Genomic DNA, 23,525 nt, shown 5'->3' with positions numbered 1-23,525 from the left:
AGCGTTGTTACGGTTGCCGATACGGTGACACGACGCCGAGCCCGTCGGCCAAGCCGGGAGGGTAGCCCGGCACTATTCCGAGGAGACCTCGGCGGACGAGGCGACGCTAACCTGTCAACGGTCGGCGGTAAGCTTCAGCGGCGACAGTTTCTGTAAAATGTCAGAATATCGCTTCCAATTTGCATCGCTATCCTCTGGATTGGTCACGTCGTCATAGAGATAGTATTTTTCATTGAGCCGCTTTAGGCGAAGTGCTTCGGCCTTTTTCGGCGTGAGATTCGGCATTCGCACTCTCGACGGATGCTTTGTGTAGTCGACCCAGTCGTCACTCATCTGGCCAATTGGTTTGTAGCGCCGATTGAGGAAGAGGAACCAGCCTTCGCCAAGATCCTCGATGCAATATGGAAGCATCAGACGCCTGAAGCTATAGGTGTAAGTCTCCATTTTCTCCCCCGATGTTGGTCAAATCCGATCATGAAATTCCCAGAATGGGAATCTGGCCCGCAACCGGTGATAAGGCAAGACCAAATCATGCGACCATCGCCGCCTGTGGATATGATCGAGGATACCGGCATCAGGTTTGAGCCTGCGCCCGACCTTTTGGAATGGGCGCGCTCTTCCTTCATCAATGATGATGCCGACCTCCTCAACGAGGATCATGCTCACCTCCGCGTTGCCACCATCGGAATGCTTTGGACGAACGTTCCCAATGGCAGGAATGGGCGCCGTATCATCGGTCAATGCGAAATGGGATTGCCGCCGGCCGGCAAATGGTCTCGTGCCAGGATTGAGCTTCAGCTCACCCAATGGTTCGGCGGCGTCCCTGATTTCCTCCTGACCTTCGACGCGGATTACGCATCCACCTGTTCGGACGCCGAGTTCTGTGCGTTGGTAGAGCATGAGCTATACCACGCTGGCCAAGAGCGGGATGCATTCGGCGCACCGAAGTTCCGCAAGATGTCCGGCCTTCCGGCCTTCACCCTGCGAGGACATGACGTGGAAGAGTTCGTGGGCGTAGTTCGGCGCTATGGTGCGGATGCAGCAGGCGTTCGCGCGATGGTGGACGCCGCCAATCGGCCACCCGAAGTATCCCAGGCCAGCATCGGCCATGTATGCGGGACATGCCAGTTGCGTGTCGCCTAAAACCTGATGGTTCCCTGAGATATGGCCAAACTCAATCGCGAGCAGCAAACCTATGCCGTGCAGGCTCTCGCTTGCTTCGATTCCCCGTCGGTTGTCGCTGCTTCACTCAGGAGGGAATTCAACGTCTCCCTGACGCCTCAGTCGGTTGAAGCATACGACCCGACGAAGAAGGCGGGACGGAATCTATCGCTCAGGTGGAAGTCGCTTTTTGAGGAAACCCGCAAGACCTTCCTTGAAGACACTGCCTCGATCGGCATCAGCCATCGCGCCGTTCGTCTCCGCGCTCTGCAGCGCATGGCAGATAAGGCAGAGAACCAGGGCAATATGGTGTTGGCGTCGAGCCTGATCGAGCAGGCGGCCAAAGAGGTGGGTGACAGTTACACAAATCGCCAGAAGGTCGATCACACGTCCAGCGATGGAAGCATGACGCCGAAACCAGCCTCATTCGATCTGGCGAGCATGACGGATGAAGAGCTTGAAGCGTATCGAACTCTCGCTGCCGCCGCTGAACGAAATCGAAAGGGAGCTTGAGCGGCGCAGGCTCTGCCGCTCGCACCTATCGTTCGTCACCAAGTTCTTTGAGGAAGCTCAAGGGCAGTCTTTCTCGATCGGGCCGCATCATCGCTTGATGTGTGAGACGCTGGATAAGGTCTATCGTGGCGAGATCCGGCGCCTGATTGTCAATGTCCCGCCTGGCTATTCCAAAACGGAGCTTGGCGTCATCAATTTCATGGCGCATGGGTTTGCGATCAATCCGGCATCCCGGTTCATCCATGCGAGCTACGCCCAAACCTTGGCGCTCGACAATTCCGCCAAGGCGCGCGACGTTATCAACCTTGCCGGATATCAGCAGCTTTGGCCCGTGACGCTCAAAGCCGATTCGGCAGCCAAAGGGTTATGGCGCACAACAGATGGCGGCCACGTTCGTGCCGCTGCATCGGGCGAGCCGATCACTGGCTTTCGTGCCGGTAGGTTGTTGGAAGTGGGTGAGCCGTGGAAGTTCACCGGCGCGCTGATCATCGACGACCCGCTAAAGCCTGACGACGCGCTTAGCGATACGACGCGGAAGTTCATCAACGCTCGTTGGCAGAACACGTTCAAGAGTCGACTTGGTGACGAAAACGTTCCTGTCATCGTGATCATGCAGCGCCTGCATGTTGACGACTTCGTTTCTCACCTGCTGGAAACATCGGGTGAGGAATGGCATGTATTGAAGCTTCCGATCCGGATCGAAGGCGAATGCCCAGCGATCCATGCCAAGGCCATTATGGTGCCTCACGGTTTGCCCAATGGCCCTTTGTGGACGCAGAAGCATAACGAGAAGCAGATCAAGGTTCTTGAGCTGTCGCCGCAGGTATTCGCCGGCCAGTATATGCAGAACCCCGTCGTTGAAGGCGGCAATCTGTTCAAAACCGAATGGCTTCAGAGCTACGATGAACTGCCAAACCTGGCTTGGCGAGCCATTTACGTCGATACCGCCCAAAAGACGAAGGAGCGGAACGACTATACGGTCTTTGAGCATTGGGGCGCAGGTCTGGACGGCAAAGCCTACCTGATCGAATTGATCCGCGGACGTTTCGAGGCTCCCGAACTTGAAAAGACCGCCCTTTCGCTTTGGGAAAAGGCAAAGAAGATGGACCCGGATCGATACGGCCATCTGCGGAAAATGGTCGTTGAAGACAAGGTGTCGGGCACCGGACTTATTCAGGCGGTGAAACGCAAAGCGATCCCGATCATTGCTTTGCAGCGCGACAGGGACAAGTACACGCGAGCACTCGATGCTGTCCCGTCCGTTGCGACGGGCCTGGTTGTCTTGCCGAAGGCGGCGACATGGCGGCAAGAATTCATCACCGAATATGCTGCATTTCCAGACGGTTCATTTGACGACCAAATCGACCCGTTCATTGATGCTGTCGTTGACATTTGTGGCGGCGCAACCTTCACGTTTAGCAACTTCTGAGGATTTCCATGGGAAACGTGATCACGTTTGTTCGTGACGGGCTGATGAGCCTTGCGTCTCGCATGGGCACCGATCGGGATAAGGCCGCGACCACGTTCTATTCGCAGCCGATTCTTAGCGATGAGCAGATCATCGCGGCCTATCGAGGCTCCTGGCTGCCGAGGAAGATCATCGATATCCCTGCGCTCGACAGCTGCCGCAAGTGGCGGAACTGGCAGGCCGACGAAAAGCAGATCGAAGCCATCGAGGCGGAAGAGACCCGACTGAATGTCAAGGGCAAGCTCCTTGAGGCATCCAAGAAGGCGCGTCTGTTCGGTGGCGCTGCACTGCTGATCGGTACCGGCGATCCGAACCCGTCGCTCCCGTTGGAGCCCGAGAAGCTCGGAAAAGACGGCCTGCAGTACCTCACGGTCATGACGCGTCGCCATCTCGGCGCGGGCGAAATCGATCGAGACGTCTCGTCCGAATGGTACGGCAAGCCGAAGTACTACATGGTCAACATGGCTGACGGAACGCAGGTCAATGTCCATCCCTCGCGGCTCGTCATCCTCAATGGAGCGATGGCGCCTGACATCGATTTCAGCTTCGACATGGGCAATGGCTGGGGATGGGGCGAAAGCGTGCTGACTGCCACGCTCGATGCCATCAAGAATTCGGACAGCACCGCCGGCAACATCGCTTCGCTGATCTTCGAGGCCAAGATCGACATCATCAAGGTTCCGCAGTTCTCGGCGAACATTGGCAATCAGGCCTATGAAGATGCGGTTCTCCGCCGGTATCGCCTGGCGAACACAATTAAGGGCGTCAACGGGACGCTTATCCTCGACTCCGAAGAGGAATACGACAGCAAGAGCGCATCGCTGGGCGGTCTGACCGATATCCTGATGGGCTTCATGCAGATCGTCGCGGGAGCCGCCGATATCCCGGTCACGCGCCTTCTGGGTCAATCGCCAGCCGGCATGAACGCTACCGGCGACAGCGACATGAAGAATTACCATGATCGCATCCAGTCCATGCAGGAGCTTGATTATGCTCCTGCCATGTCACGCCTCGACGAATGCATCATCCGGTCGGCCACCGGCAAGCGGGATGACGCCGTGCATTACACGTGGGCTCCCCTGGAGCAGATGAGCGAGAAGGAGCGGGCCGATATCTTCAATACGAAGGCGACGGCGGCCCGAACACTTGTGGGCACTGGCACAGGCCAGGAGATCATCCCGCGCAATGCCTTGTCCGAGGCTTTGGTCAACGCCTTCGTCGAGGATGGCTCTCTTCCGGGCTTGGAGGCGGCGATCGAGCAATTCGGCACGCTCGAAGAAAATCAGCCGTCTGAGGAGGAGATTGCCGCCGCGGCTGCTGCGCAACAGGGTCAGAACCAACAGCGGAACAGCAAACAGCCCCAGCAGGCGCAAGATGCCGAGCCGAAGTCGCTCTATGTCAGCCGAAAGGTTACGAACGCGGCCGACATCATCGCATGGGCCAAGGGGCAGGGCTTCGCCACCACGTTACCACCCGACGACCTGCATGTGACCGTGATGTATTCGCCGACAGCCGTCGATTGGATGCAGGCCGGTCAGGATACTTGGAACGATGACGGGACGCTGATGATCCCGCCAGGCGGCCCGCGCGTCGTCTCGCAGTTCGGGCAGGGCGCCATCGTGATCGAGTTCGCCTCTGCCGCGCTGTCATGGCGCCACGAGGAACTGAAGCGCATCGGTGCCCAGCCGACCTATCCGCAGTACTCGCCGCACATCACGTTCACGTATCAGCCCGGCGATGTCGATATCGACAATGTCGAGCCGTACCGCGGCGCAATCGAGTTTGGGCCGGAGCTCTTCGCAGAAGTGAAGAGCGATTGGGCCGAAGGCATCACAGAGGAGTGAAGGCTACTCTTCTTCGGCCAGGCGTTTGAGTTCTTGCCAGCCGATTCGGTATCCATCGGGATGAATAATGCTGGTCACTTTCTCGTCGCTGTTCATCGCCGCGTTGACGCTGCGCCAAGCATCTTTTGCTGTCGGCTTTTCATAAGTGATCGGTTTAGCGCCGTTGATGTGCGTAAGCGGTTCATGGGTGATTTGGAAAGGCATTCGAGGCTCCATCGTGTGATCGCGCCATCCCTTGGCGCCTACCATAGATGGAGTTCTCGGATGCCAAGCGCCAGAGATCGGCACGGTAATCCGTAGAAATCTCGCAATTGAGGAAGCCATGCAACTCTTCGACACAGTGACCTTGGACGGCATCCGCCGCACCCAGGATGGTTATCTCGTTGCCAATGCGAAGGTCGCTCGCACCGGCATCCAACTCTATACGGGGCGCGAGGTTGATCCGGACAATGAACATGGCCTTCGTGACAAGGCTGTCGTGCGTGTCTTTCGGCCCGAGGACGAGGTTTTCGCCCAGGATGCCATGCATTCCTATGCGCACCGCCCTGTGACCGATGATCACCCGTCCGAACAGGTCACCGCAGACAACTGGAAACAGTATTCGGTCGGGCAGACCGGCGGCGATGTGGCCCGGGATGGCGAATTCGTCCGCGTCCCTCTGGTTCTCATGGATGCCGCCGTCATCGCAAAGGTCGAAGGCGGCAAGCGCGAGCTTTCCATGGGCTACGACACCCAACTCAAGTTTCAGGACGGCGTCACGCCTGCAGGCGAGCAATACGACGCAATCCAAACATCTCTTCGCATGAACCATCTTGCCGTCGTCTCCGCGGCAAGGGGCGGTTCTCACCTCAGGATAGGAGACGATGGGAAAGGAAAACGGTCCATGACGACCAGAACCCTCATGGTTGATGGCCTCTCGGTCGAGTTGACCGACAAGGATGCCCAAATCGTGCAGCGCGCGATCGACGGTCTCACCAAGCAAATCGCCGACCTCATGGCCGGCGCTGGCGAACACACCAAGGCCATCGGTGCCAAGGATGCTGATCTCGCCAAGAAGGATGCTCTCATCGATGAGCTGAAGGGCAAGATCCTGTCCGACGCCGATCTCGATAAGCGCGTCCAGGCACGCGCCGATCTGGTCACTGTCGCCAAGGCAATCGCCAAGGACGTCAAGACCGAGGGCCTGTCTGATGCCGATATCCGTAAGGCTGTCGTCGTCGCCAAGGTTGGCGATGCTGCCATCGCCGGCAAGCCCGCAGCCTATATTGACGCTCGCTTCGATCTCCTGGTCGAAGATGCTCGGAAGTCGGCTGGCGCTGATCCTCTCGCTCAGGCTCTCGGCGACGGCCTGGCACCCAATGCCGACGCCAGCAAGACGGTCAACGATGCCTATTCGCAGATGGTCGCCGATCTGAAGTCCGGCAAGACCTCCGCCACGGCCAACTAAGGAGACGCTGCAATGTCGACCTATCAGACTTCCTACACCGTAGCGCCTGCCAAGGGCCTGCACGGTCAGATCTCCTCTGAGGAGAAGTGCAACAAGATCAGCCGCACCGTCGAAGATGTGGCCGGTATCAAGTTCGGCGTTCCCGTTCAGCGTGGCGCCGGCGATCATGGCGTCGTTGCCATGTCTGCTGGCAAGTTCCTCGGTATCGCCGTGCTGAACCCCGCCGTTCCTCCTGTCGCTCCCGGCTCGACGCTGGTCGACGGCTATCCGCAGAACTTCACCGGCGCCTTCATGACGATGGGCACGATGTACGTCACGGCCGGCGGCGCTGTCGCTGATGGTGGCGACGTCTACTACAACACCGTCACGGGCCGATACGTCGGCGCAGCCGGTACCAACATCATCGGCCCTCTGCCAGGGACGTTCTTCGAGACAACGGGAGCCAACGGCGACATCGTCGAAATCTCCCTGCGTCTGCGCCCCGTCACTCCGGCCGCGTAAGCGAACACGAAAGGACACCAGACCATGAACACTATCGTTCGTCAGGCCTTTGCAGATGCACAGGCCGCAATGCCCTTCGTGATCGCGCAAGGGCGCAACATCGAAACCCGCATCTACCAGCGGCGTTATCCGACCTTCAACTATGGCCTGCATGTGCCCGTAGTGACGGAAGGCAATGAATGGGCGATCGGGACGACGTTCTTCACCGTCGATACCGCAGGCGAGGCCAAGTTCCTCTCCGGCTCCGGCACCGACATGCCCTTCAACCAGGCAACGAAGGATATGGCGAGCCATGACTTCGCGATGATCGGCTCCGGTTGGGAGTGGAACATCGAGGAGGTCCAACAGGCCGCCCTGTACAACATCGACCTGAACGGTACGAAGGCCCTCTCGGCTGCCGACAAGGTCGAGCGTCTGCTCAACTCCATCGCTATGGTGGGCTCGTCGGAAAAGAACTGGACCGGGTTCACCAACAGCCCGCAGGTCTCCCGCGTGGATGTTGCTGCCGACGGTACCGGCTCTTCTACCTTCTGGAAGAACAAGACGCCCGATCAGATGCTTCGGGACGTCAACGATCTGATTTCCAGCGTCCGCAAGAACACGCTCGAAATCGAATGGGTCGATACCCTTCGCCTGCCGCCGGATGCCTTCCGCGATGCTGCTACCCGCCGCATCGGCAACGGCGACGGCTTTATCACCGTCCTCGAGTTCCTTCGTCGCAATAACGTCTACACGGCTGAAACGGGCCAGCCGCTCGACATTCAGCCGCTGCGCGAGTTGGCGAACGCCTCCCAGGACGGTGGCGGTCGTATGGTGGTCTACCGCAAGGATCCGGAAGTCCTGCGCTTCCACCTTCCGATGCCGCGCCGGGTGCTGCAGCCGCGTCAGAAGTCCATCATGGGCTTTGAAACCGGCATCATCGCCCGTACCGGCGGCACCGAAGTTCGTCTCCCCGGCGCGATGGCCTACGGCGACGAAATCACCGCACCGTAAGGAGACCGTCCCATGAAGGTCACGAACAATAGCAAAGCCGTGCAGGGCATCCACACCCTGCACGGCGTCGCCTATATCCACCCGGGCGATAGCCGCGATCTGGTCTTGACGTTGAGCCACGCGCTGCGCGCCGAGCGTCTTCCGTTCATCGAACTCGAAGGCGATCCGGTCGAAGATCCCGCTCCAACTCTTTCGGTTTCGGCCGATGGCAAGGAAGGCGTCTATATTCCGGCGGCCGAGTTCAACGGCTTGCGGGAATCCTTCGAGAAGCTTGGGCAGGAGAACAAGGCTCTGCGCCAGCGCATAGCCGAGCTCGAAGGCACCGGCGCCCAGCAGCCCAAGACGATCGACGAGGTTCTGGTCCTTGCCGAGGACGGCACGCACTTCAAGACCTTCGAGGCGGAGGCCAAGAAGATCCTGGGCGATGCCACTCCCGGCACCAAAGACGAGATCATCGCCGCTCTCAAGGCCAAGCAGGGCGCATAATCAATAACCCGGCGGGAAACCGCCGGGCTTCAATTCATCGGAGATAGACATGGCTGGATACGGCGACAATCAAGGATTCCGCGACTATGCCGCCGCCGCCGGCTATGTCATCCCCGATGAAACGAGCGATGCCGATATCGCCGCTGCGCGTCAGCGCGGCTCTATCGTGATCGATCGGTACGAAATGCGGTTCAGCGGCTCGCGAAGCGGCGGCTATATGCAGGATCGGGCATGGCCGCGCTCCGGGGCTTGCACCTACTATGGTGAGCCGATCCCAGGGGATGTCATTCCCGCGCCCATCGTCAATGCGAGCTATGAAGCTGCATTCCTCGAACTGACGAATCCCGGCAGCCTATTGCCGGTCATCACGCTTTCAGAGGACGTGAAGCGCGAGCGGATCGGCCATCTCGAAGTTGAGTATCAAGACAGCCCGACAGGCGCGACACGAGACGAACTGATCGCCTTGGCTACGCCTGTCGTCTCGATCATCGAGGGGCTGCTCTTTCTCTTTCTGCGGCCGGTGTTGCCGGGGATCTTGGCTGTCTGATGGCAAACGCTCTCTACACACGCCTGCAGGCCACCGCAAAGCGCCTGATCGAGAAATACGGGCAGACCGGCGCCATTAAGCGCATTTCACCTCCCGATCCGATCGAAGGCGGCGAAGGGTCGACGATCTCATATCCGGCCAAGCTCGTGCCGATGTCGTACGACCAGCGCTACGTCGACGGTACGACGATCCTCGCCAATGACCGGCAGGTCTACGTATCGTCGGTCGGGCTCGCCGTCGTGCCGCAGGTCGGTGACATCGTATCGGCCGGCGGCGTGGATTATCGCGTCATCAATGCCGATCCTAACAACTACGACGGCGTGACGAATGTCGTATTCATCGTGCAGGGAAGGATTGTCGCCTAAAGCGTCAATATGTATGCTTAGGTTTTCAGGCTGATCAGCGGTGTGGGTGATCAACGCCCGTTCGATGGGCCTGTCATATATCGAGATCGATCAACGTGGGCGGCGGTTGGTTCCGCTAGTTGCCTTGATGACAACGTCTTTCGCCGTGGCTCTCGATGAAGGTCGCCCACTAACCATGAGCGGCTAACGGCCATGATTTTAGCAGTAGACTAAGCGCGGTGGAATACCATAGGGCGGCCAGGCCGGTAAGCCCGCACTGGGAGCCAACTACCAAGATACCGCGACGACCGGCCACGATTTCATAAGGCTCTCTTCGGAGAGCCTTTTTCATTGAGGTAGGGAATGCCCACTCTTCGCCAGCAGCTCGACGACCTCATCGAAAAGCTGTCCCCCGACATGGAGAAGGCCTTCCACGCTGCAGTCGACAATCTGAAGGATGAGATCGTCCTGAAAGAGGTAGTCGAGCGCCTGGAACGCCGCGACATCAACGGAGCGCTGGCTGCCCTGCATATCGACCCGGAAGCATTTCAGCCGCTCTCTGAGGCGCTGCGCAACGCCTACAATGCCGGCGGCTCGCTCGTTACCGAGAATATGCCGCGTCTATTCGATCCGAATGGCGGCCGTGTCGTGTTCCGCTGGGACGTCCGCAATCAAGGTGCAGAGGCGCACATCCGCGACCTGTCCGCGACCCTGATCACCAACGTCTCGGAAAGCACGATCGCGGCGGCCCGTCAGACCATCGTTGAAGGCTACTCGCGCGGGCAGGGGCCGAACACGATCGCTCTCGACTTGGTTGGCCGGAAGAACGCTGTCACCGGCAAGCGGGAAGGCGGCGTGATCGGGCTCAATGCCCCACAGGCGGAGCTTATCGAGCGGGCGCGGATCAATCTTGCCTCGGGCGATCCGACCTTGATGGCGAAGTATCTGGCTCTTCAGACGCGAGACAAGCGGCTCGACGGCGCGGTGAACAAGGCAATGGCTGCGGAAAAGCCACTGGACAAGGCGACGCTCGATAAGGTGCTGATGCGCCTCAGGGATAACAATCTTCGCCTGCGTGGCAACACCATCGCCCGGACCGAGACGCTGACATCCGTCATGTCGGCGCGGCACGAGAGCTATAGGCAGGCAGCATCAAAGGCCAACCGAGACGAAAGCCTGATCACCCGTCGGTGGCGGAATTCTGGTAAACGGACGTCTCGACATACCCACCAGATCCTGAACGCCCAAGAGGTGACGGGACTGGATATGCCGTTCCATTCCGTCTCCGGCGCCATGTTGCGCTATCCGGGGGATACGTCGCTGGGAGCACCGGCGTCCGAGATCGTGAACTGCGAGTGTGACTGCGAATACAATTTCAACTTCGCCGAGGCGTATGCCCGGTCGCGAGGTCGATGATGGCGAACGAAGGCCAATCCTTCAGCGCGCAAGTCGGTGCTTGGGCAGCGGCGGAGATGGAACGGGCAGAAGCGGTCTTTCAGACAGCAGCCCAGACGGTCGCCAATGAGGTCCGGACGCCAGTCGCCGAGGGCGGTCGGATGCCGATCAAGACAGGCAACCTGCGACGCTCGCTGATGGCTTCGACGGCTTCCATGCCAACGATCATCGAAGGAAAGCAGGAGTTCACCGACAACCCGGTGGAACTGGTCATTGCCGGCGCCGAGCTTGGCGGAACGGTCTATCTAGGCTTCCAGGCGGCTTACGCGGCCCGCATGAACTATGGCTTCGTTGGAGAGGATAGCCTCGGGCGAGCCTACAATCAGGCCGGGTTCGGCTTTGTAGACGCAGTCGCTCAGCGTTGGCCTCAGATCGTCGCCGAAGCCGAAACTACTGTTCAGGGTCGTTTCGAGAAAGCTTGACGCCCTCTGAAAGCGACAAGAACGCGGTCTGGATAATCGACAAGTCGCGGATGGCCATGGAGAGCACGTCTTGAGCGTGCTTCGTCCGAACTGTCCTGTTCAGAAGAAGGGCAAGCGACTGATGCAGAAGGTCATAGACCTCTTCGTCGGACAGCGGGCGGTTTTCGGCCATGGGCCAGAGGTAGCAGATGGCTGATAGCGTTGAAAAGAAAATCTATCAGGCGTTGCTCACAAAAGTGCAGGCGCTGCCATTGCCCACCGGTATGACGCAGTCTGCGAACGTCGCGCTTCCGAACGCGCCTTTCACGCCGACGGCTACCACAAAGTTCATCAGTGTCGAGGTGCATTTCAATCGGTCGATTGAGACGGATCTGTCGCTTGTCATGGACCCGATCCGCCAAGGCTTCATGCGCTGCAATGTGATGTGGCCGAAGGGCGCTGCTCTCGTTGACGGCATTGACCTGGCGGGCAGCATCGCCGCTTTCTTCAGACGCGGTACGAAACTACTGCGCGCCGACACGCAAGTCCGCATCGATGAGGCCCCAGAGGTTGGCGTCGTCGTGACGGGCGATACTCATGTCACAGTCCCTGTGACGATCCGCTGGAATTGCCAGCCTCAAGTTCCGGCCTGATTGGCCTGCCGTCCCTCCGCGCCTTCGGCAAGCGCAATCAGACACATGAAAGGAAACTCTCATGCAACTTTATCCCGTTGCAGGTGCGAAGATCTATATCGGCCCGGCCGGTGTAGTTCCGGACGACGATGTCGAGGCCTCCGACTTCACCTCTGTCACTTGGACCGAAATCAAGGGCTGGCAGAACATGGGCGCCGTCGGCGACACTGCGACATTGATCACGGAAGCGGTCATCTCCGCGAAGCGCGATCTGAAGGCCAAGGGCACGCGCAACGCAGGTTCGATGCAGAACAACTTCATCATTCTGCCGACTGACGCGGGCCAGATCGCTCTCATCGCTGCCGAAGCGACCGAGCACAATTACCCGTTCAAGATCGTTCATGATGACGCGCCGCCCACCGGTACCGCTCCGACCGGCACCACGAAATATTTCTACGGGATCGTGATGTCTGCCAACGAGCAGGGCGGCGGAGCGAACACAGCGCGCCTTCTGCAGGGCAACATCGAGGTCAATTCCAACGTCGTCACCGTCGCTCCGACGGCTGGCCCATAACAGGAGCATTCATGGCTGAGAAGGTAAAAGAAGTGCAAGGCGCCGACTTCGGCGTCTTCGATGCATTCCTGAAGGCTCAGGAGGATGGCATCGCCGTCGACATCCTGTCTCCGAACAACAAGCCAATCGGTTTGCAGATTGTCATTTGCGGTCCCGACAGCGAGCGGATGCAGAAGGCAATTGCACAGGTGGGAGCCGAAACGGCTGCCGAAGCTGCTAAGCGCGATGATCTTGGCGAGGAGCCTGCCGACGCAAGCGACAAGCGTCTCACGGCCATCCTGTCGAAGGCTTCGGTTTCCTGGGGACCAAAGGATCCGATCGTTGATGGCGTTCCTCTCGCTTTCAGCGAAGCGAATGTCAAACTGCTGCTGACGAAGTATCGCTTCGTCCGCGATCAGCTCGAGGTCAAGGCCTCGCGCCGCAGTTCTTTTATGCCCGGCTGATCGCTCGGCTCTGCCGCTGCATCCGCGATCAGCATCAAGGCAAGAAGGTTCGCGTCCCGGCAGCCGGGGCGCATGTGTGGGCTTGGTTCAGGGAACTGGACAGAGCCCGCGCTTCCAACGGGTACGGGCTTAACCCGCTCTCCTATTCCGACATCGACGCATGGACGAGGCTACGGCGAATATCGCTGCTGGCTTGGCACCTTGATGCGCTGATCTCGATGGATGGGCAGCGGCTACAGCTCCTCTACGAAAAGACAGCCGCCGAAACAGAGGACAAGCCGGTCGTCTCCGAGCGCCCGCTAACGCCTGCTCTGTTCGACGCGCTGTTTCCACCAAAGGGCAAGAGGAAGTAAGTATGACCGAGGCCGTGTTAGGTTTCCGCGTCGATAGCTCGCAGGCTGTCGGCGCGGCCTCTGATCTCGACAGGCTCACTGCGTCCTCTGGCAAGGCAGAGCAGGCGGCGAACAAGGTCAGCCTGGCGGCCACCAAAGCTAGCCGAAGCTTCAGCGACATCTCGCCCGCTCTTGAGCGCATCATTGCCGGTATCGAGCAGCTTAACCAGACTTCCACTTCGATCAGCTCGAAGCTCGACGCCATGGCACGGTCGGCAACCAGCGCCGCTCGGGCAGCCAAGGGCGTGGGCGATGCTGCCAACGATGCCGGCAAGGGCGTCGACAATCTCAGCGACAAGATCCGCAAGAGCGGCGAAAGCGCCCGCAGCTTCGGCGATCAGGCTTCCCATGTGAAGGCATTCCGCGACGAGATCGACCGTCTCGCCACCAAATTCGCTCCTGTGCAGTCCGCCGCCCAGAAGTATCAGGCTGCCATAGCAGACATTCAGAGCGCGCATCGTCTCAACATCATTTCCGCCCAGCAGATGACGGCAGAGCTCGACAAGGAGCGAGCCGCTTTCGAGCGCCTCAATGCTGCTGCCAGCAAGACCCAGGGTCGGGGACCGGCTGCTGCCAACAGCAATGAGCTGTCGGAAGGCAATAAGCGCTTCATCGGCCGTGACCTTGGTTTCCAGTTTCAAGACATTGCGGTCACCGCTGTTGGCGGAATGAGCCCGAAGGCGATTGCACTTCAGCAGGGCACCCAGATTGCCGGCGCTGTGCAGGGGCTAACCCTGAAGCAGACTGCTGCGGCGTTGGGTGGAGCATTTGCCGGCATCCTGAGCCCGATTTCGCTCGCATCCATTGCTCTAGCCGGTCTGTCCGCTGCTGCTATCCAGTTCTTCATGAACGGGACGAGCAAGGCAAAGTCGCTCGACGACGTGCTGAAATCCAATGCCGAAACGCTGGATCGCCTGAAAGACAGCTATGGCGAACTGGCGAAGGTCTCGGCGAGCATCGGCAGCGTCGGTGGGAGTGCCTTTGTCCTTTCGGAGGCACGTAGCCAGCAGGTCGCCATGCAGGCTACCATGCGCGATCAGCTCGGCGGCTTCTTGGGTGCGGCCAACAACAATGCCGTATCTGGTGCACTTTTTGGTAGCTCCGGCGTCTCGGCCGTCAACAGCTTGCAGAACCTCAAGGGAGATCAGAAGCAATTCGGCTCGGCAGTGAGCGACCTTCTGGCGCGCGTGAAGAGCGGGCAGCCGGGATTGGAGAAGTTCAACGAGGACGTCGAAAATCTCTACAACACCCTTGCTCTGACGTCGAAAGATCCGATGGCCCTTCGCGCCGCCGCGGACGCGGTCGAAGGCCTTGCCGACAAGGCTTTCTCTGTCGGTGGAAAATTCAAGCCTTTCCAGGATGCCATCAACATCTTGAAGGTCCGCGGTGTCGATGGCCTTTCCGCCTTCACCGATCAAGTTCACCGTATCGGCGAAGAAAAGGGCATCTCGAAGCTTGCCGACGAGTTGATCTCGAAGGGCGGCGATATCGTCAAGCTCGCCCAGCAAGCCGAGACCCTGCGTCGTACCCTGCAAGCGATCGACCGCGAAGATACCAGGCCGGGGATGCGAGATCGGGATAATCTCCCGGGATACGTTGCACGCCGCGCCGCGACCCTTCGTCAGGTGACAGAACAGTTTGACGCTGATCAGCAGCAGCAGAACGCGCGCACGTTCTCGGAGCGGCTCGCTGCTGCCGATCGGGTGTCTCGTGCGCAGCGCCCCACCAACATGGATGAAGGCGGCGGCGTTGCCGGTCGAGCCGCGCGCGCCGTCGAGGCAGAGCGCAACCGTCAAGCTCGCGAATTGCGCGATGCCGCTCTCAGCCGGTCGACCGCCATTCAGTCGGCGATATCCGACCAGCAGCAGGAAATCAGCCTCGTCGGCAAGTCAGGCGCGGAACAAGCCTCGCTGCGCAAGCAGTATGAGTTGACGTCGCAGATCCGCCTCGAGGCAATCAAGAACGGCGTCGAGGCCGAAGGCAAGTTCAGCGAGATCTATGGCAAGGAACTTGAGAGCATCAAGACGTTGTCGGCTGAATATGGCCGGCTCGTCGAGGCTCGGGCGCGTGCCCAGCTAAGCAACGATCTGTCGTTCCAGCGCGACCAGTTGGGCCGCTCGCCCGAACAGCGCCGCATTGCCGATCAGCTTCGCGGCGCTGGACTGCCAGTCGACCTTCTGTCTAAGCAAGCAGCGGAAATCGCCAAGACCAACGCCGCAATGGCTGATCAGCGCATGGGCTATGCCCGTGAGGGCTTCAACGCTCAGGTTGCTGGTATCAATGCCCGCACGCCGGCAGAGAAGATCGCTGCGGCTCGAGCGGCTGCTGAGGCACAGCACAATGATGGTGAGACCGATCCGGAGCGCGCGCAGCGCATCAACGATGCCGAGGCGATTGCTCGCGCGCAGGTCAACCGACAGCAAGCCGATGCCGACCGCGAGCGGTCAATGAACCTTCGCCGGCTGCTTGAGCAGCAGCAAGAGGATATCGATCTCATCGGCAAGACCGGTGCTGCCGCTACGGCGGCTCGTGAGCAGATCCAGCTATTGGCCCAGCTTCGCCAACAGGCAGCGCAGCAGGGAATCACGAGCGAAAGCGAATTTCAGAAGGTCTTCGCCAAGCAGATCGAACAGATCAAGGTCGCCACCGCGGAATATGAGAAGCTTGTTGCCCAGCGAAACCAGGTGCAATTCAACTTCGATATGAACCGGAACATGTCGGACGCCCTGCTTTCCTCGCGAGATCGCCAGATCGTCCAGACCCAGCGGCAATATGGGCTCTCCGAAAACCCGAACGACGCAAACGGTCAGCGCATCGGCAAGCAGCTCGATTGGCAGGATGCGAAAGACCAAGCCAAGCAGTTTGGCAACGCATTCAGCAACGAGCTGATTTCCGGCAGCCACAATATCGGCAAAGCCTTCCTCAAGGGCTTTCAGACCTCGCTCGAAAATGAGGCGTCGAAGCTCTGGGAGAAGTTTTTTGACGGGATCGGCAATATCTTCGCTGACTGGATCACCGGTTCTAAGGGGCAGGCTGGATCGGTCGGGAGTGCCGCAACGAGCGTCGGCGCCAAGCTTCTTGGTGGCACTTCCGGTGCTGGACAGGCTGCCGCGTCGGCGACTGCTCTAACGGGAGTTGACGCTCAAGCTTGGAATTTCTTCGCGGGCAAGGGGCTTGCACCTCATCAGATTGCTGGCGTCCTCGGCAACATGAAAGCCGAGAGCAGCTTCAATCCGAATGCGATCGGCGATGCTGGCAAGGCGTTTGGGCTATTCCAGCACCACGCCGCACGCGGCGGCGGAAGTGGGCTCTTGTCGAGCGGTACCAACGGGCAGCTCGAACACGCGTGGTCAGAGCTACAGGGTCCGGAAAACAAGGCATTCCAGGCTCTGATGAAGTCCACGGATGTTCGGGGAGCCACAGCGGCCTTTGCAGGCTTCGAGCGGCCTCGCGGCTTCTCTTGGGGCAACCCCGAAGGCGCGGACAACTTCTCTGGACGGCTCACTGCGGCAAATGATGCATTGTCGAAGTTCGGAAGCACGACGACTGACGCGACCCAGGGTTTAGGGTCGCTTGGCAATGGCCTCGGCCAGCTTGGCTCGTCTCTCAGCAGCGGTGCGGCAGGCGCGGCTTCTGGCGGCGGTGGTCTCTTCGGATGGCTGGGCAACCTATTCAAGCCTGCCGCCAGCGCTTCATCCGGCTTCAACATTGGGTCGAACGCGGTGCCTTTCAAAGGCTTCGCCACCGGCACGAACTATTCTCCCGGCGGCCCGGCAATCGTTGGTGAAAACGGTCCAGAGCTGCTGAACTTGCCGCAAGGCTCTCAGGTCACCAGCAATCACAAGCTGATGTCCGCTCTGGCTGCCAATTCTAATCAGCCGCAGCAAAACCAGGCGCTTACGGTCAATGTCGAAGGCGCAAGCGGCGACGAGCATATCCGCTCGCTCGTTCAGCAGGGCGTCGGTGCTGCCCTGAGCGAATACAATACGCAACAGCGCCGCGGCGGCTTTGGTGTCCTGCAAGCTCGCTATGGAAATCAGAAGGGGTAACGATGGGCAGCTTTATCAATCAGCCCACCGTCCCCATTCTGTATCTCAGACCGACGAAGGCAAGCTTCGATGTGGTCGGATCTGGGATTAGCGGCGGCACCAACTCGTTCGGTGAGGAAATCTCGATCGAGATTGGCGGCGGTGGCAGGGTGACAGCCACCTACGAGCGTTGCGTCCTTCAGGGCGACGATATGGAGCGCCATGAAGTCATCAACTGGCTGGGTGCTAGAGGAAATGGAGGATTCCGGTTCTTCAACGTGCCGATCATCAACGATGGGATCGGCCCATTTCCGATCATTGGAGGCAAACAGCGCCCGATAGTTGATCATATCCCGCATTCCGATGGCTCGTTCTTTTCCGATGATTCCGGATACTCGCAGGCGTCGGTTTATGCCGTTGTCACGGCCAACGCCGGCGCGGGTGCTGGCATCATCGAAATGCAAGTGCTTGGCGGCGCGCGGCCTCTTCGCTGGTCTGATTGGTTCTCGATCTACCATCCCATCAAGGGTTGGCGAGCCTATCGCTATTGGGAAGTCCAGTCAGTCAGCTTTGACGAGGATCCGATTTACAGGCTGGCGATCGGGCCTGCATTGAGGGAAGCGATCACTGTCGGCACTCGTGTCGAACTGGCTAGGCCGATGTGTGTTATGAAGCTGCCTAAGGGCTTCACGCTGCCATGGGATTACGAGGCTTGGTACCAGTCCCGGCCGACCCTTCAGTTCACTGAGGCGTTCTGATGGGATACCTGCCCGACAACATTATCGCAGCGATGCGCCAGAGCCACGCGCTTGGCATCTTCCTTCGTGTCGCGACAGACCCGGCCCTGCACGTCTGGTTTGGCGTCGAGGACAAGACAGCCCGTTTCGACAGCATCGACCCGGAAGGGACGGTCTATATTGGTGGTGGCTACCTCATCGGCGTCCCTACGCTGGAAATGCTGATCAATGGCACGGCCGACAACGTCGACTTCACCCTCTCGGGCATCACGCCCGGGTTAGCCGCTAAGACGATGGACAGCATTCCGCCGGTTCGGGGCGCCGCCGTGCAAGTCGGGCTGATGGTGCTCGACGATTACTATCAGCCATTGGCACCAGTCATTCCGATTTGGAACGGGACGGCCTCGCATCCTTCTGAGGTCGGGCAGGCCGGCGACAATGGCGATACCAGCATCACCCTCATGCTTTCCGTTGTCGCTGGGAGCGTGACGCGATCCCGGCCGGCGCTGGCGCTCTGGTCAGACGCCCAACAGAAGGCTCGATCGCCGACTGACGACTTTTGCAAGCAAGTGCAGCGCCTGGCGCGCGGCATTGCACCGGTTTGGCCGAATTACTGAGGCATCCATGATACTGAGAGATTGGCTTGAGGGTGCGCACCGGTTCCGCTGGGGCGGCCAAGGCGGCGACGATTGCCTGATGTTCTGCGCCTCATGGGTCGCTCATGTTACCGGTACGGATCCGGTTGCCGAGTTCCGTGGCACCTATTCGACGGCAGAAGAGGCGACTGCCCTGATCACTTCGCATGGCGGGATCATTGCGCTGGTCGACACCGTCGCCGCGCGAGCAGGCATCAAGCGCACCAGCGATCCCCGCAACGGCGATATCGGGATCATCCGTGCACCATCCAGCCTTGACGGCGAAATGACAGAGATTGGCGCTATCCGGTTCGGCCCGCTATGGGCTTGCCTTGGGCCTGCCGGCGTCGTCGGGAAGCCTGCCGAGTGGATTGCGGCATGGGAAGTGCCGCAATGAGCTTGCGCACTTTGTATGAAAACCTGTCGTCTGAAGAGGCTCTTCGGCGGGGCTGGGAGTATTCCCTATATGCTAGCAGCTCGCTAGTTCGCCCGGCGCCGGTCTATGACCCGATTTTCACGCCAATTTTCACCGCTGTGTTCGGTACCGCCGGCATCACGATCGGCGCGCAGACGATCACCTTCGCCTCAATCGCCTCGGCGCTCGCGACAACCGCGCTGGCTATCGGCATACAGGCCCTCTTGGCGCCGAAACCACCGGACCCCGAAGATGGGCGAGTACCGAAGACACAGAGCACACCCTCGCGCGTCTGGGCTGTCGGGCGCAACCGTCTTGCCGGTGCCTACATGCTCTGGGAAGCGAGCGGCAACTATCTCTATGCCGTCCAGGCTCTGGTCGCTCACCGTGTGAAGTCGATCAACCGCTACTGGCTCCATGACGACGAGGTTTTCATCGATGCCAATGGCGTCACCACCAACGATGATGATGGAAGGTATGGAGATAACGTCAGGCTGCTGACACGGTTGGGGCTTTCCACCGAAACGGCCTACGCTCCGATTGCCGATCCACTCTCTGCTTCCGGGATCTGGACCTATAACCACCGTGGAGATGGTCAGGCCTCTGTCGCCATGATCGCTACCTCTGCGCCTGCGAAGAACCAGAACAAGCGCTTCCCGTATGGCGCACCACAAGTTTCTGTAGAGGTTGATGGTGCGTTCTGCTGGGATTTTCGCATCAGTGCCGATCCCGGAAACCCGGCCGCCTGGGTCTGGACCCGTAACAGCGCCTTGGTTCTTTGCTGGCATGAATGCTTCAACGAGTTCGGAAACCGTCGAGACTATCGAAAGGCGATCTTGCCAGTTCTCGATATGTGGATCGAAGAGGCGAACATCTGCGACGAAGATGTCCCTCGGGCATCCGGCGGAACTGAGAAGCGCTACGAAACAAACGGCTGGGACACGACAGACAATGGCCCGAAGGTCGGGACACAGGCCATACTCGCGAGCTGCGACGGATGGACGATCGAGCGTGGCGATGGCGCCCTCCTGCTCACAGTCGGTAAGTTCCGCGAGAGCCGAGTAGAGACGCTGACTGATGCCGATATCATCGGCCATCAGATACAATATGACGTCCTCTTCGAGGACGAATGCAACCGGCTCGTGCCGAGGTTTACCTATCCCGACACAGGATATTCGACATGCGATACCGACTATTTCGAAGACAATACGGCTCAAATGGAAGCTGGACGCGTCTTGGCGAAGACAGGCGACTATCGCTATTGCCAACAATGGCGCCAAGCGCGACGCCTTGGAAAACGAGACTGGCTTCGAGAGCGACAGAAGGTCAGGGGATCGATCGATAGCCGCTTGTCTGGTTTCAATGCTGTCTATTGCCGGTGGGTGCGATTGCTCACACCGGTCCGACTGCCGAAGTGCAATGGTAAGGTGTTTGAGAACCGACGTCCAACCGTCGCCATCACGCGTGGCGGGTTCAGCATGGACCTTATTCAGCACCCGGACAATATCGACGATTGGAACCCTGTGGTTGACGAGGGGATGCAGCCGCCGGTCCCGAATACTCTCGGTACCGACAAGATACCGCCCGGCGTCATCAACACTGTTCAGGCAAAGGCCAATGGAGGCTCTGTCTACCTTCGGGTGCTTTTGCTCGATCCGGAATCGACCAGTTGGACACCGGTTATCTTCTATCGGGTCTCCGGTTCCAACAGCGCTTGGATCGAACAGCAGTTCCCGACATGGGGCGCCTCTGGCGGGTATGTAGAGCTGAACACCGGCCCAGTTCCCGTTGATGTCGATCTCGACGTCCAAGCCGGTTACATCGGCTCTGACGGATCATATGGACCACGGTCGCCGACCGAAACTGTTCATACGACGGCGGATCCCACCCCGGCCGGCCCAGTAATCAACCCGTCTGTATCGCCGGGGACCGGGAACGCAACTATCAACTGGACCGCTCCTAATAGCGGGAACTATGCAGCTGCTCGGATCTATTGGAATACGACCAATAACTTCGCGACAGCGACAGCGGTTTCTCCGCCGACGAGCGGCGCGCCGAACGCGTTCTCGTCCGCCACCATAACACTTACTGCAGGCGTCAAGTACGCCTGGATTGTGTCTCTCAATCGATCCGGTGTGGCAGGGACTCCCGTCGCAACCGGTGCATTCACAGTCTCCTAGTCAATCCAGCAAACTTGCCTCGTTCTTCTGGTCTCAAAGCCGGAGTGGCGAAGCTCGGAGGAGCTTATGCCTTTTAGCCCAAATGCCGAAATCATCTTCGCTGATGGTCCCACCGGCGCGCCAAAGCAACCGTACAAGCCAGACGTCCGCGCTTGGGGCAGCCAGCTCGAAGCTGCTGCAGACGCCATCGCGTCTGGCGCCGGGACAATTGCCAAGCAAACTCTAGCACAACTCAATGCCGATCTTGCGCATGCTGCAGATACGATGGCGTGGGTGTATGCGGACGGAAATGCTACGTCGAACGGCATCTATCGTAAAAGTGGCTCAAGTGGTTCTGGAGCGTGGTCATTTGCGTTGCCATTGCCATATTCGTTCATTGTTGCGGCGAACGCCGGGACTGGTACCTCCTCAGCGATCAGAGCGACAACCTCAATTCCGGTCACCAATGGTATGTTGGTTTCGGTTCCAATTGCGGTCCAGAACGCAACGTCTCCAGTAACGGTCACCTTCAATAATCAGCCGCCTTTGATCGTAAAGACCCGGAGCGGCCAAGATATTGCGGATGGAGACCTTACGCCTGGTTTCCTCCTTGGGATAAGGCTGGGAACCCTCTTCTATCTTTTGTCAGACACGGCCGTCGCAAGTCTCATCTATGCGGCGCGCGACGCTGCTGTCACGGCGAGGGATGCAGCTGAATTGGCACGAGATGGCGCAGTTGCTGCGCTGGCCTCGATTACCAATCAAATCTCCGCAGCATTGCCAATGGTCTACACCTTCCAAGTGGGCGGTGATGTGCAGTCGGCTGACGTCGAGAATGCTGAGGTCACCAAGCACCATGTGCTCTGGATGGCATTGGATGGCGTCCTGCAAAATGAGGATACTTTCAATGTGACGGAAGGCTTGATCACGCCGGTTGACGGCGATTGGCCCGAGGTCACGCTCCAAGTCAAGCTCGGAATCGGCATGCCAATAAGCATTGCGGCTGCCGTACCGCTAATGCAGAGCGTGCGGAACGTCCAGGTTGCCGATGATGCGGCGATCGAGGCGACGAAGCTTTCTTACACCGCCCTCGCCGCACCCTATGTGAAGCGAAGCGTCTCCGAGAAATTCAGGGAAGTCCGCAGCCTCGCCGACTACGGCGGCAAGGGTAATGGCACCTTCGACAATAGCGCCGCATGGGCAGATGCCATCGATGACGCCATGTCCTTTCCCAACGGCGGCACGATCTACCTCCCTGCAGGGCATTATGGCGCCGGCAGCAGCATTTCCTTTCCGAAGACCGCAGGCAAATGGCTGCGCGTTGTCGGCGAAGGGGCCGGTACGGTCATCGATGTCAGCGGCGTGGCTGATCATGCCTGGTATGTGGGCGGCGCTCTGGCGGCGGGCGGCACGAATTTTCGGGCGGAGCAGCTGCAGTTCGTCGGTCAAAGTCAGACCGGCAAGACGGCGATCCGGCTGGAAAACGCCAATGGCGCCCAATTCGAAAACATCTTCCTCGATACCATGAATGACGGCTTCGACATGACGGACAGCTATGCCGTCAGCTTCGTCGGCATTCAGACGGTCAACGTTGGCCGCTATTCGATTTATTCGAACACGCCCGCCCACAACACCATCATCGATCGCTGCAAGGCGTTCAATGCCGGCGTTGCAAACTCCGGATGCTTTCTCTGGATTGATGGACATACCGATAATCTCGTCGTCCAGAATTCGGATTTCGAAAGCTGCAGGCAGATCTTCAACCTCGCGGATGGCGGCTCGTCCGCCCGCTTTGTTGGAAACTATACCGAGTACTGCGTCACTGATCCCTTCGGTTTCGGGACCGGTGTGTACGGCCTGGACATGTCAAATAACTGGCTGTCTTTCGGCGCCGCGTTCGAATTTACCAAGTGGTTCGGCGGCGCCTTTCAACGCAACCGGCTCTTCAACCAGAATATCTTTTGGAACTCGACATGCCGGGATGTGCAGACCGGCGGCAACCGCCTGTCGGGCACTTCGACGATGCAGCCGTTTCCTGCGCAGGCGATATCGGCCTTTCTCAACGGTTCGTCCGTCGGCGCGCGGCCGATCACCTATTTCAAGGATCAAGGCGGCTTCGTCCACCTGACGGGCGAGCTCGTCGTCGGCGCCAATGGTAGCCCCGCGTTTTCGCTTCCTGCCGGCTATCGCCCTATCCCCGCCGGCATCCATCCGCGGTTCTCCACGGTTAGCGCAGTCGACAACAAGAGCGCCTTTCTGATCGCCGACAGTTCGAACGGCAACATCGTTCCGACCTGCAGCGGCAATCAAACCATCACCCTCGACGGCATCATCTTCAAGGCGGAATAGC

General features: G+C 59.3%; 25 protein-coding genes. 23 read left to right on the top strand and 2 right to left on the bottom strand.

Translation table 11 applies throughout. The features are described 5' to 3' along the window. Positions 1-114: 114 nt before the first annotated feature. A complete protein-coding gene (locus BJ928_RS13570) occupies positions 115-444 on the bottom strand; it encodes a hypothetical protein (RefSeq protein ID WP_047629771.1) in 330 nt (109 codons plus the stop codon). 111 nt (positions 445-555) lie between these two features. Between BJ928_RS13570 and BJ928_RS13565 the strand changes: the two genes are divergently transcribed. Genes BJ928_RS13565 through BJ928_RS13550 form a run of 4 tightly spaced genes read left to right on the top strand, consistent with a single transcriptional unit; the run spans position 556 to position 4,986 of the window. Continuing rightward, positions 556-1,143 carry a putative metallopeptidase gene (locus tag BJ928_RS13565; protein ID WP_245432298.1) on the top strand — a complete coding sequence of 196 codons (588 nt, stop codon included), beginning with the start codon at positions 556-558 and terminating at the stop codon, positions 1,141-1,143. 21 nt (positions 1,144-1,164) lie between these two features. Next, positions 1,165-1,674 carry a DUF2280 domain-containing protein gene (locus BJ928_RS13560; RefSeq protein WP_047629768.1) on the top strand — a complete coding sequence of 170 codons (510 nt, stop codon included), beginning with the start codon at positions 1,165-1,167 and terminating at the stop codon, positions 1,672-1,674. Then, positions 1,619-3,103 carry a phage terminase large subunit gene (terL, locus tag BJ928_RS13555; protein ID WP_245432297.1) on the top strand — a complete coding sequence of 495 codons (1,485 nt, stop codon included), beginning with the start codon at positions 1,619-1,621 and terminating at the stop codon, positions 3,101-3,103. The genes BJ928_RS13560 and terL overlap by 56 nt, the downstream gene beginning before the upstream one ends. An 8-nt stretch (positions 3,104-3,111) precedes the next feature. Then, positions 3,112-4,986: a phage portal protein gene (locus BJ928_RS13550; protein WP_047629765.1), complete on the top strand. Its 1,875-nt coding sequence runs from the start codon at positions 3,112-3,114 to the stop codon at positions 4,984-4,986. Between the two features lie 3 nt (positions 4,987-4,989). Here the strand turns inward: BJ928_RS13550 and BJ928_RS13545 are convergent, their stop codons facing one another. Continuing rightward, a complete protein-coding gene (locus BJ928_RS13545; RefSeq protein ID WP_147413906.1) occupies positions 4,990-5,190 on the bottom strand; it encodes a hypothetical protein in 201 nt (66 codons plus the stop codon). Positions 5,191-5,308: 118 nt separating this feature from the next. On the opposite strand from BJ928_RS13545, the gene BJ928_RS13540 reads away from it, so the two are divergent. The 19 genes from BJ928_RS13540 (at position 5,309) to BJ928_RS13450 (ending at position 23,524) form a co-directional block, all read left to right on the top strand. Continuing rightward, complete coding sequence (locus BJ928_RS13540; RefSeq protein ID WP_047629761.1) at positions 5,309-6,433, top strand: DUF2213 domain-containing protein; 1,125 nt, start codon at positions 5,309-5,311, stop codon at positions 6,431-6,433. Between the two features lie 12 nt (positions 6,434-6,445). Continuing rightward, positions 6,446-6,934 (top strand): DUF2190 family protein, encoded by a 489-nt coding sequence (locus BJ928_RS13535; protein WP_047629759.1) that lies wholly within the window; start codon positions 6,446-6,448, stop codon positions 6,932-6,934. A gap of 24 nt (positions 6,935-6,958) precedes the next feature. Beyond that, on the top strand, positions 6,959-7,927 hold the full coding sequence (locus BJ928_RS13530) for a DUF2184 domain-containing protein (RefSeq protein ID WP_047629757.1): 969 nt from the start codon (positions 6,959-6,961) through the stop codon (positions 7,925-7,927). A gap of 12 nt (positions 7,928-7,939) precedes the next feature. Then, positions 7,940-8,413: a hypothetical protein gene (locus tag BJ928_RS13525; protein WP_052227534.1), complete on the top strand. Its 474-nt coding sequence runs from the start codon at positions 7,940-7,942 to the stop codon at positions 8,411-8,413. 49 nt (positions 8,414-8,462) lie between these two features. Then, on the top strand, positions 8,463-8,960 hold the full coding sequence (locus BJ928_RS13520; RefSeq protein WP_047629755.1) for a DnaT-like ssDNA-binding protein: 498 nt from the start codon (positions 8,463-8,465) through the stop codon (positions 8,958-8,960). Beyond that, positions 8,960-9,325 (top strand): hypothetical protein, encoded by a 366-nt coding sequence (locus BJ928_RS13515; protein WP_047629753.1) that lies wholly within the window; start codon positions 8,960-8,962, stop codon positions 9,323-9,325. Before BJ928_RS13520 ends, BJ928_RS13515 begins: the two co-directional genes overlap by 1 nt. 342 nt (positions 9,326-9,667) lie before the next feature. Next, on the top strand, positions 9,668-10,720 hold the full coding sequence (locus tag BJ928_RS13510; protein ID WP_047629752.1) for a hypothetical protein: 1,053 nt from the start codon (positions 9,668-9,670) through the stop codon (positions 10,718-10,720). After that, the gene (locus tag BJ928_RS13505) at positions 10,720-11,181 is read left to right on the top strand and encodes a hypothetical protein (RefSeq protein ID WP_047629751.1); all 462 of its coding nucleotides are present in this window, start codon (positions 10,720-10,722) and stop codon (positions 11,179-11,181) included. The genes BJ928_RS13510 and BJ928_RS13505 overlap by 1 nt, the downstream gene beginning before the upstream one ends. 70 nt (positions 11,182-11,251) lie before the next feature. Beyond that, complete coding sequence (locus BJ928_RS39730) at positions 11,252-11,377, top strand: hypothetical protein (RefSeq protein WP_281024130.1); 126 nt, start codon at positions 11,252-11,254, stop codon at positions 11,375-11,377. After that, complete coding sequence (locus BJ928_RS13495) at positions 11,370-11,813, top strand: phage tail terminator-like protein (RefSeq protein WP_047629747.1); 444 nt, start codon at positions 11,370-11,372, stop codon at positions 11,811-11,813. Before BJ928_RS39730 ends, BJ928_RS13495 begins: the two co-directional genes overlap by 8 nt. 61 nt (positions 11,814-11,874) lie before the next feature. Continuing rightward, positions 11,875-12,366: a hypothetical protein gene (locus BJ928_RS13490; protein WP_047629744.1), complete on the top strand. Its 492-nt coding sequence runs from the start codon at positions 11,875-11,877 to the stop codon at positions 12,364-12,366. 11 nt (positions 12,367-12,377) lie between these two features. Continuing rightward, positions 12,378-12,809 (top strand): hypothetical protein, encoded by a 432-nt coding sequence (locus tag BJ928_RS13485; RefSeq protein ID WP_047629743.1) that lies wholly within the window; start codon positions 12,378-12,380, stop codon positions 12,807-12,809. A 74-nt stretch (positions 12,810-12,883) separates the two neighbouring features. Further along, the gene (locus BJ928_RS13480; RefSeq protein WP_120296541.1) at positions 12,884-13,162 is read left to right on the top strand and encodes a hypothetical protein; all 279 of its coding nucleotides are present in this window, start codon (positions 12,884-12,886) and stop codon (positions 13,160-13,162) included. 2 nt (positions 13,163-13,164) lie between these two features. Beyond that, positions 13,165-17,250 carry a phage tail tip lysozyme gene (locus tag BJ928_RS13475; RefSeq protein ID WP_052227532.1) on the top strand — a complete coding sequence of 1,362 codons (4,086 nt, stop codon included), beginning with the start codon at positions 13,165-13,167 and terminating at the stop codon, positions 17,248-17,250. A 2-nt stretch (positions 17,251-17,252) separates the two neighbouring features. Next, positions 17,253-17,987: a hypothetical protein gene (locus BJ928_RS13470; protein WP_047629742.1), complete on the top strand. Its 735-nt coding sequence runs from the start codon at positions 17,253-17,255 to the stop codon at positions 17,985-17,987. After that, entirely contained in the window at positions 17,987-18,583 is a 597-nt protein-coding gene (locus tag BJ928_RS13465) for a hypothetical protein (protein WP_047629740.1), read from the top strand. Before BJ928_RS13470 ends, BJ928_RS13465 begins: the two co-directional genes overlap by 1 nt. 7 nt (positions 18,584-18,590) lie before the next feature. Beyond that, the gene (locus BJ928_RS13460; RefSeq protein WP_047629737.1) at positions 18,591-18,998 is read left to right on the top strand and encodes a hypothetical protein; all 408 of its coding nucleotides are present in this window, start codon (positions 18,591-18,593) and stop codon (positions 18,996-18,998) included. After that, positions 18,995-21,196, top strand: a complete 2,202-nt coding sequence (locus tag BJ928_RS13455; RefSeq protein ID WP_052227531.1) for a hypothetical protein — start codon at positions 18,995-18,997, stop codon at positions 21,194-21,196. Before BJ928_RS13460 ends, BJ928_RS13455 begins: the two co-directional genes overlap by 4 nt. A gap of 621 nt (positions 21,197-21,817) precedes the next feature. Next, the gene (locus tag BJ928_RS13450) at positions 21,818-23,524 is read left to right on the top strand and encodes a glycosyl hydrolase family 28-related protein (RefSeq protein ID WP_047629735.1); all 1,707 of its coding nucleotides are present in this window, start codon (positions 21,818-21,820) and stop codon (positions 23,522-23,524) included. Position 23,525 lies beyond the last annotated feature (1 nt).

The sequence above is a fragment of the Rhizobium sp. WW_1 genome (assembly GCF_003610155.1).
Classification (GTDB): Bacteria; Pseudomonadota; Alphaproteobacteria; order Rhizobiales; family Rhizobiaceae; genus Rhizobium; species Rhizobium tropici_A.
This window is presented reverse-complemented; position numbering and strand designations above follow the sequence as displayed.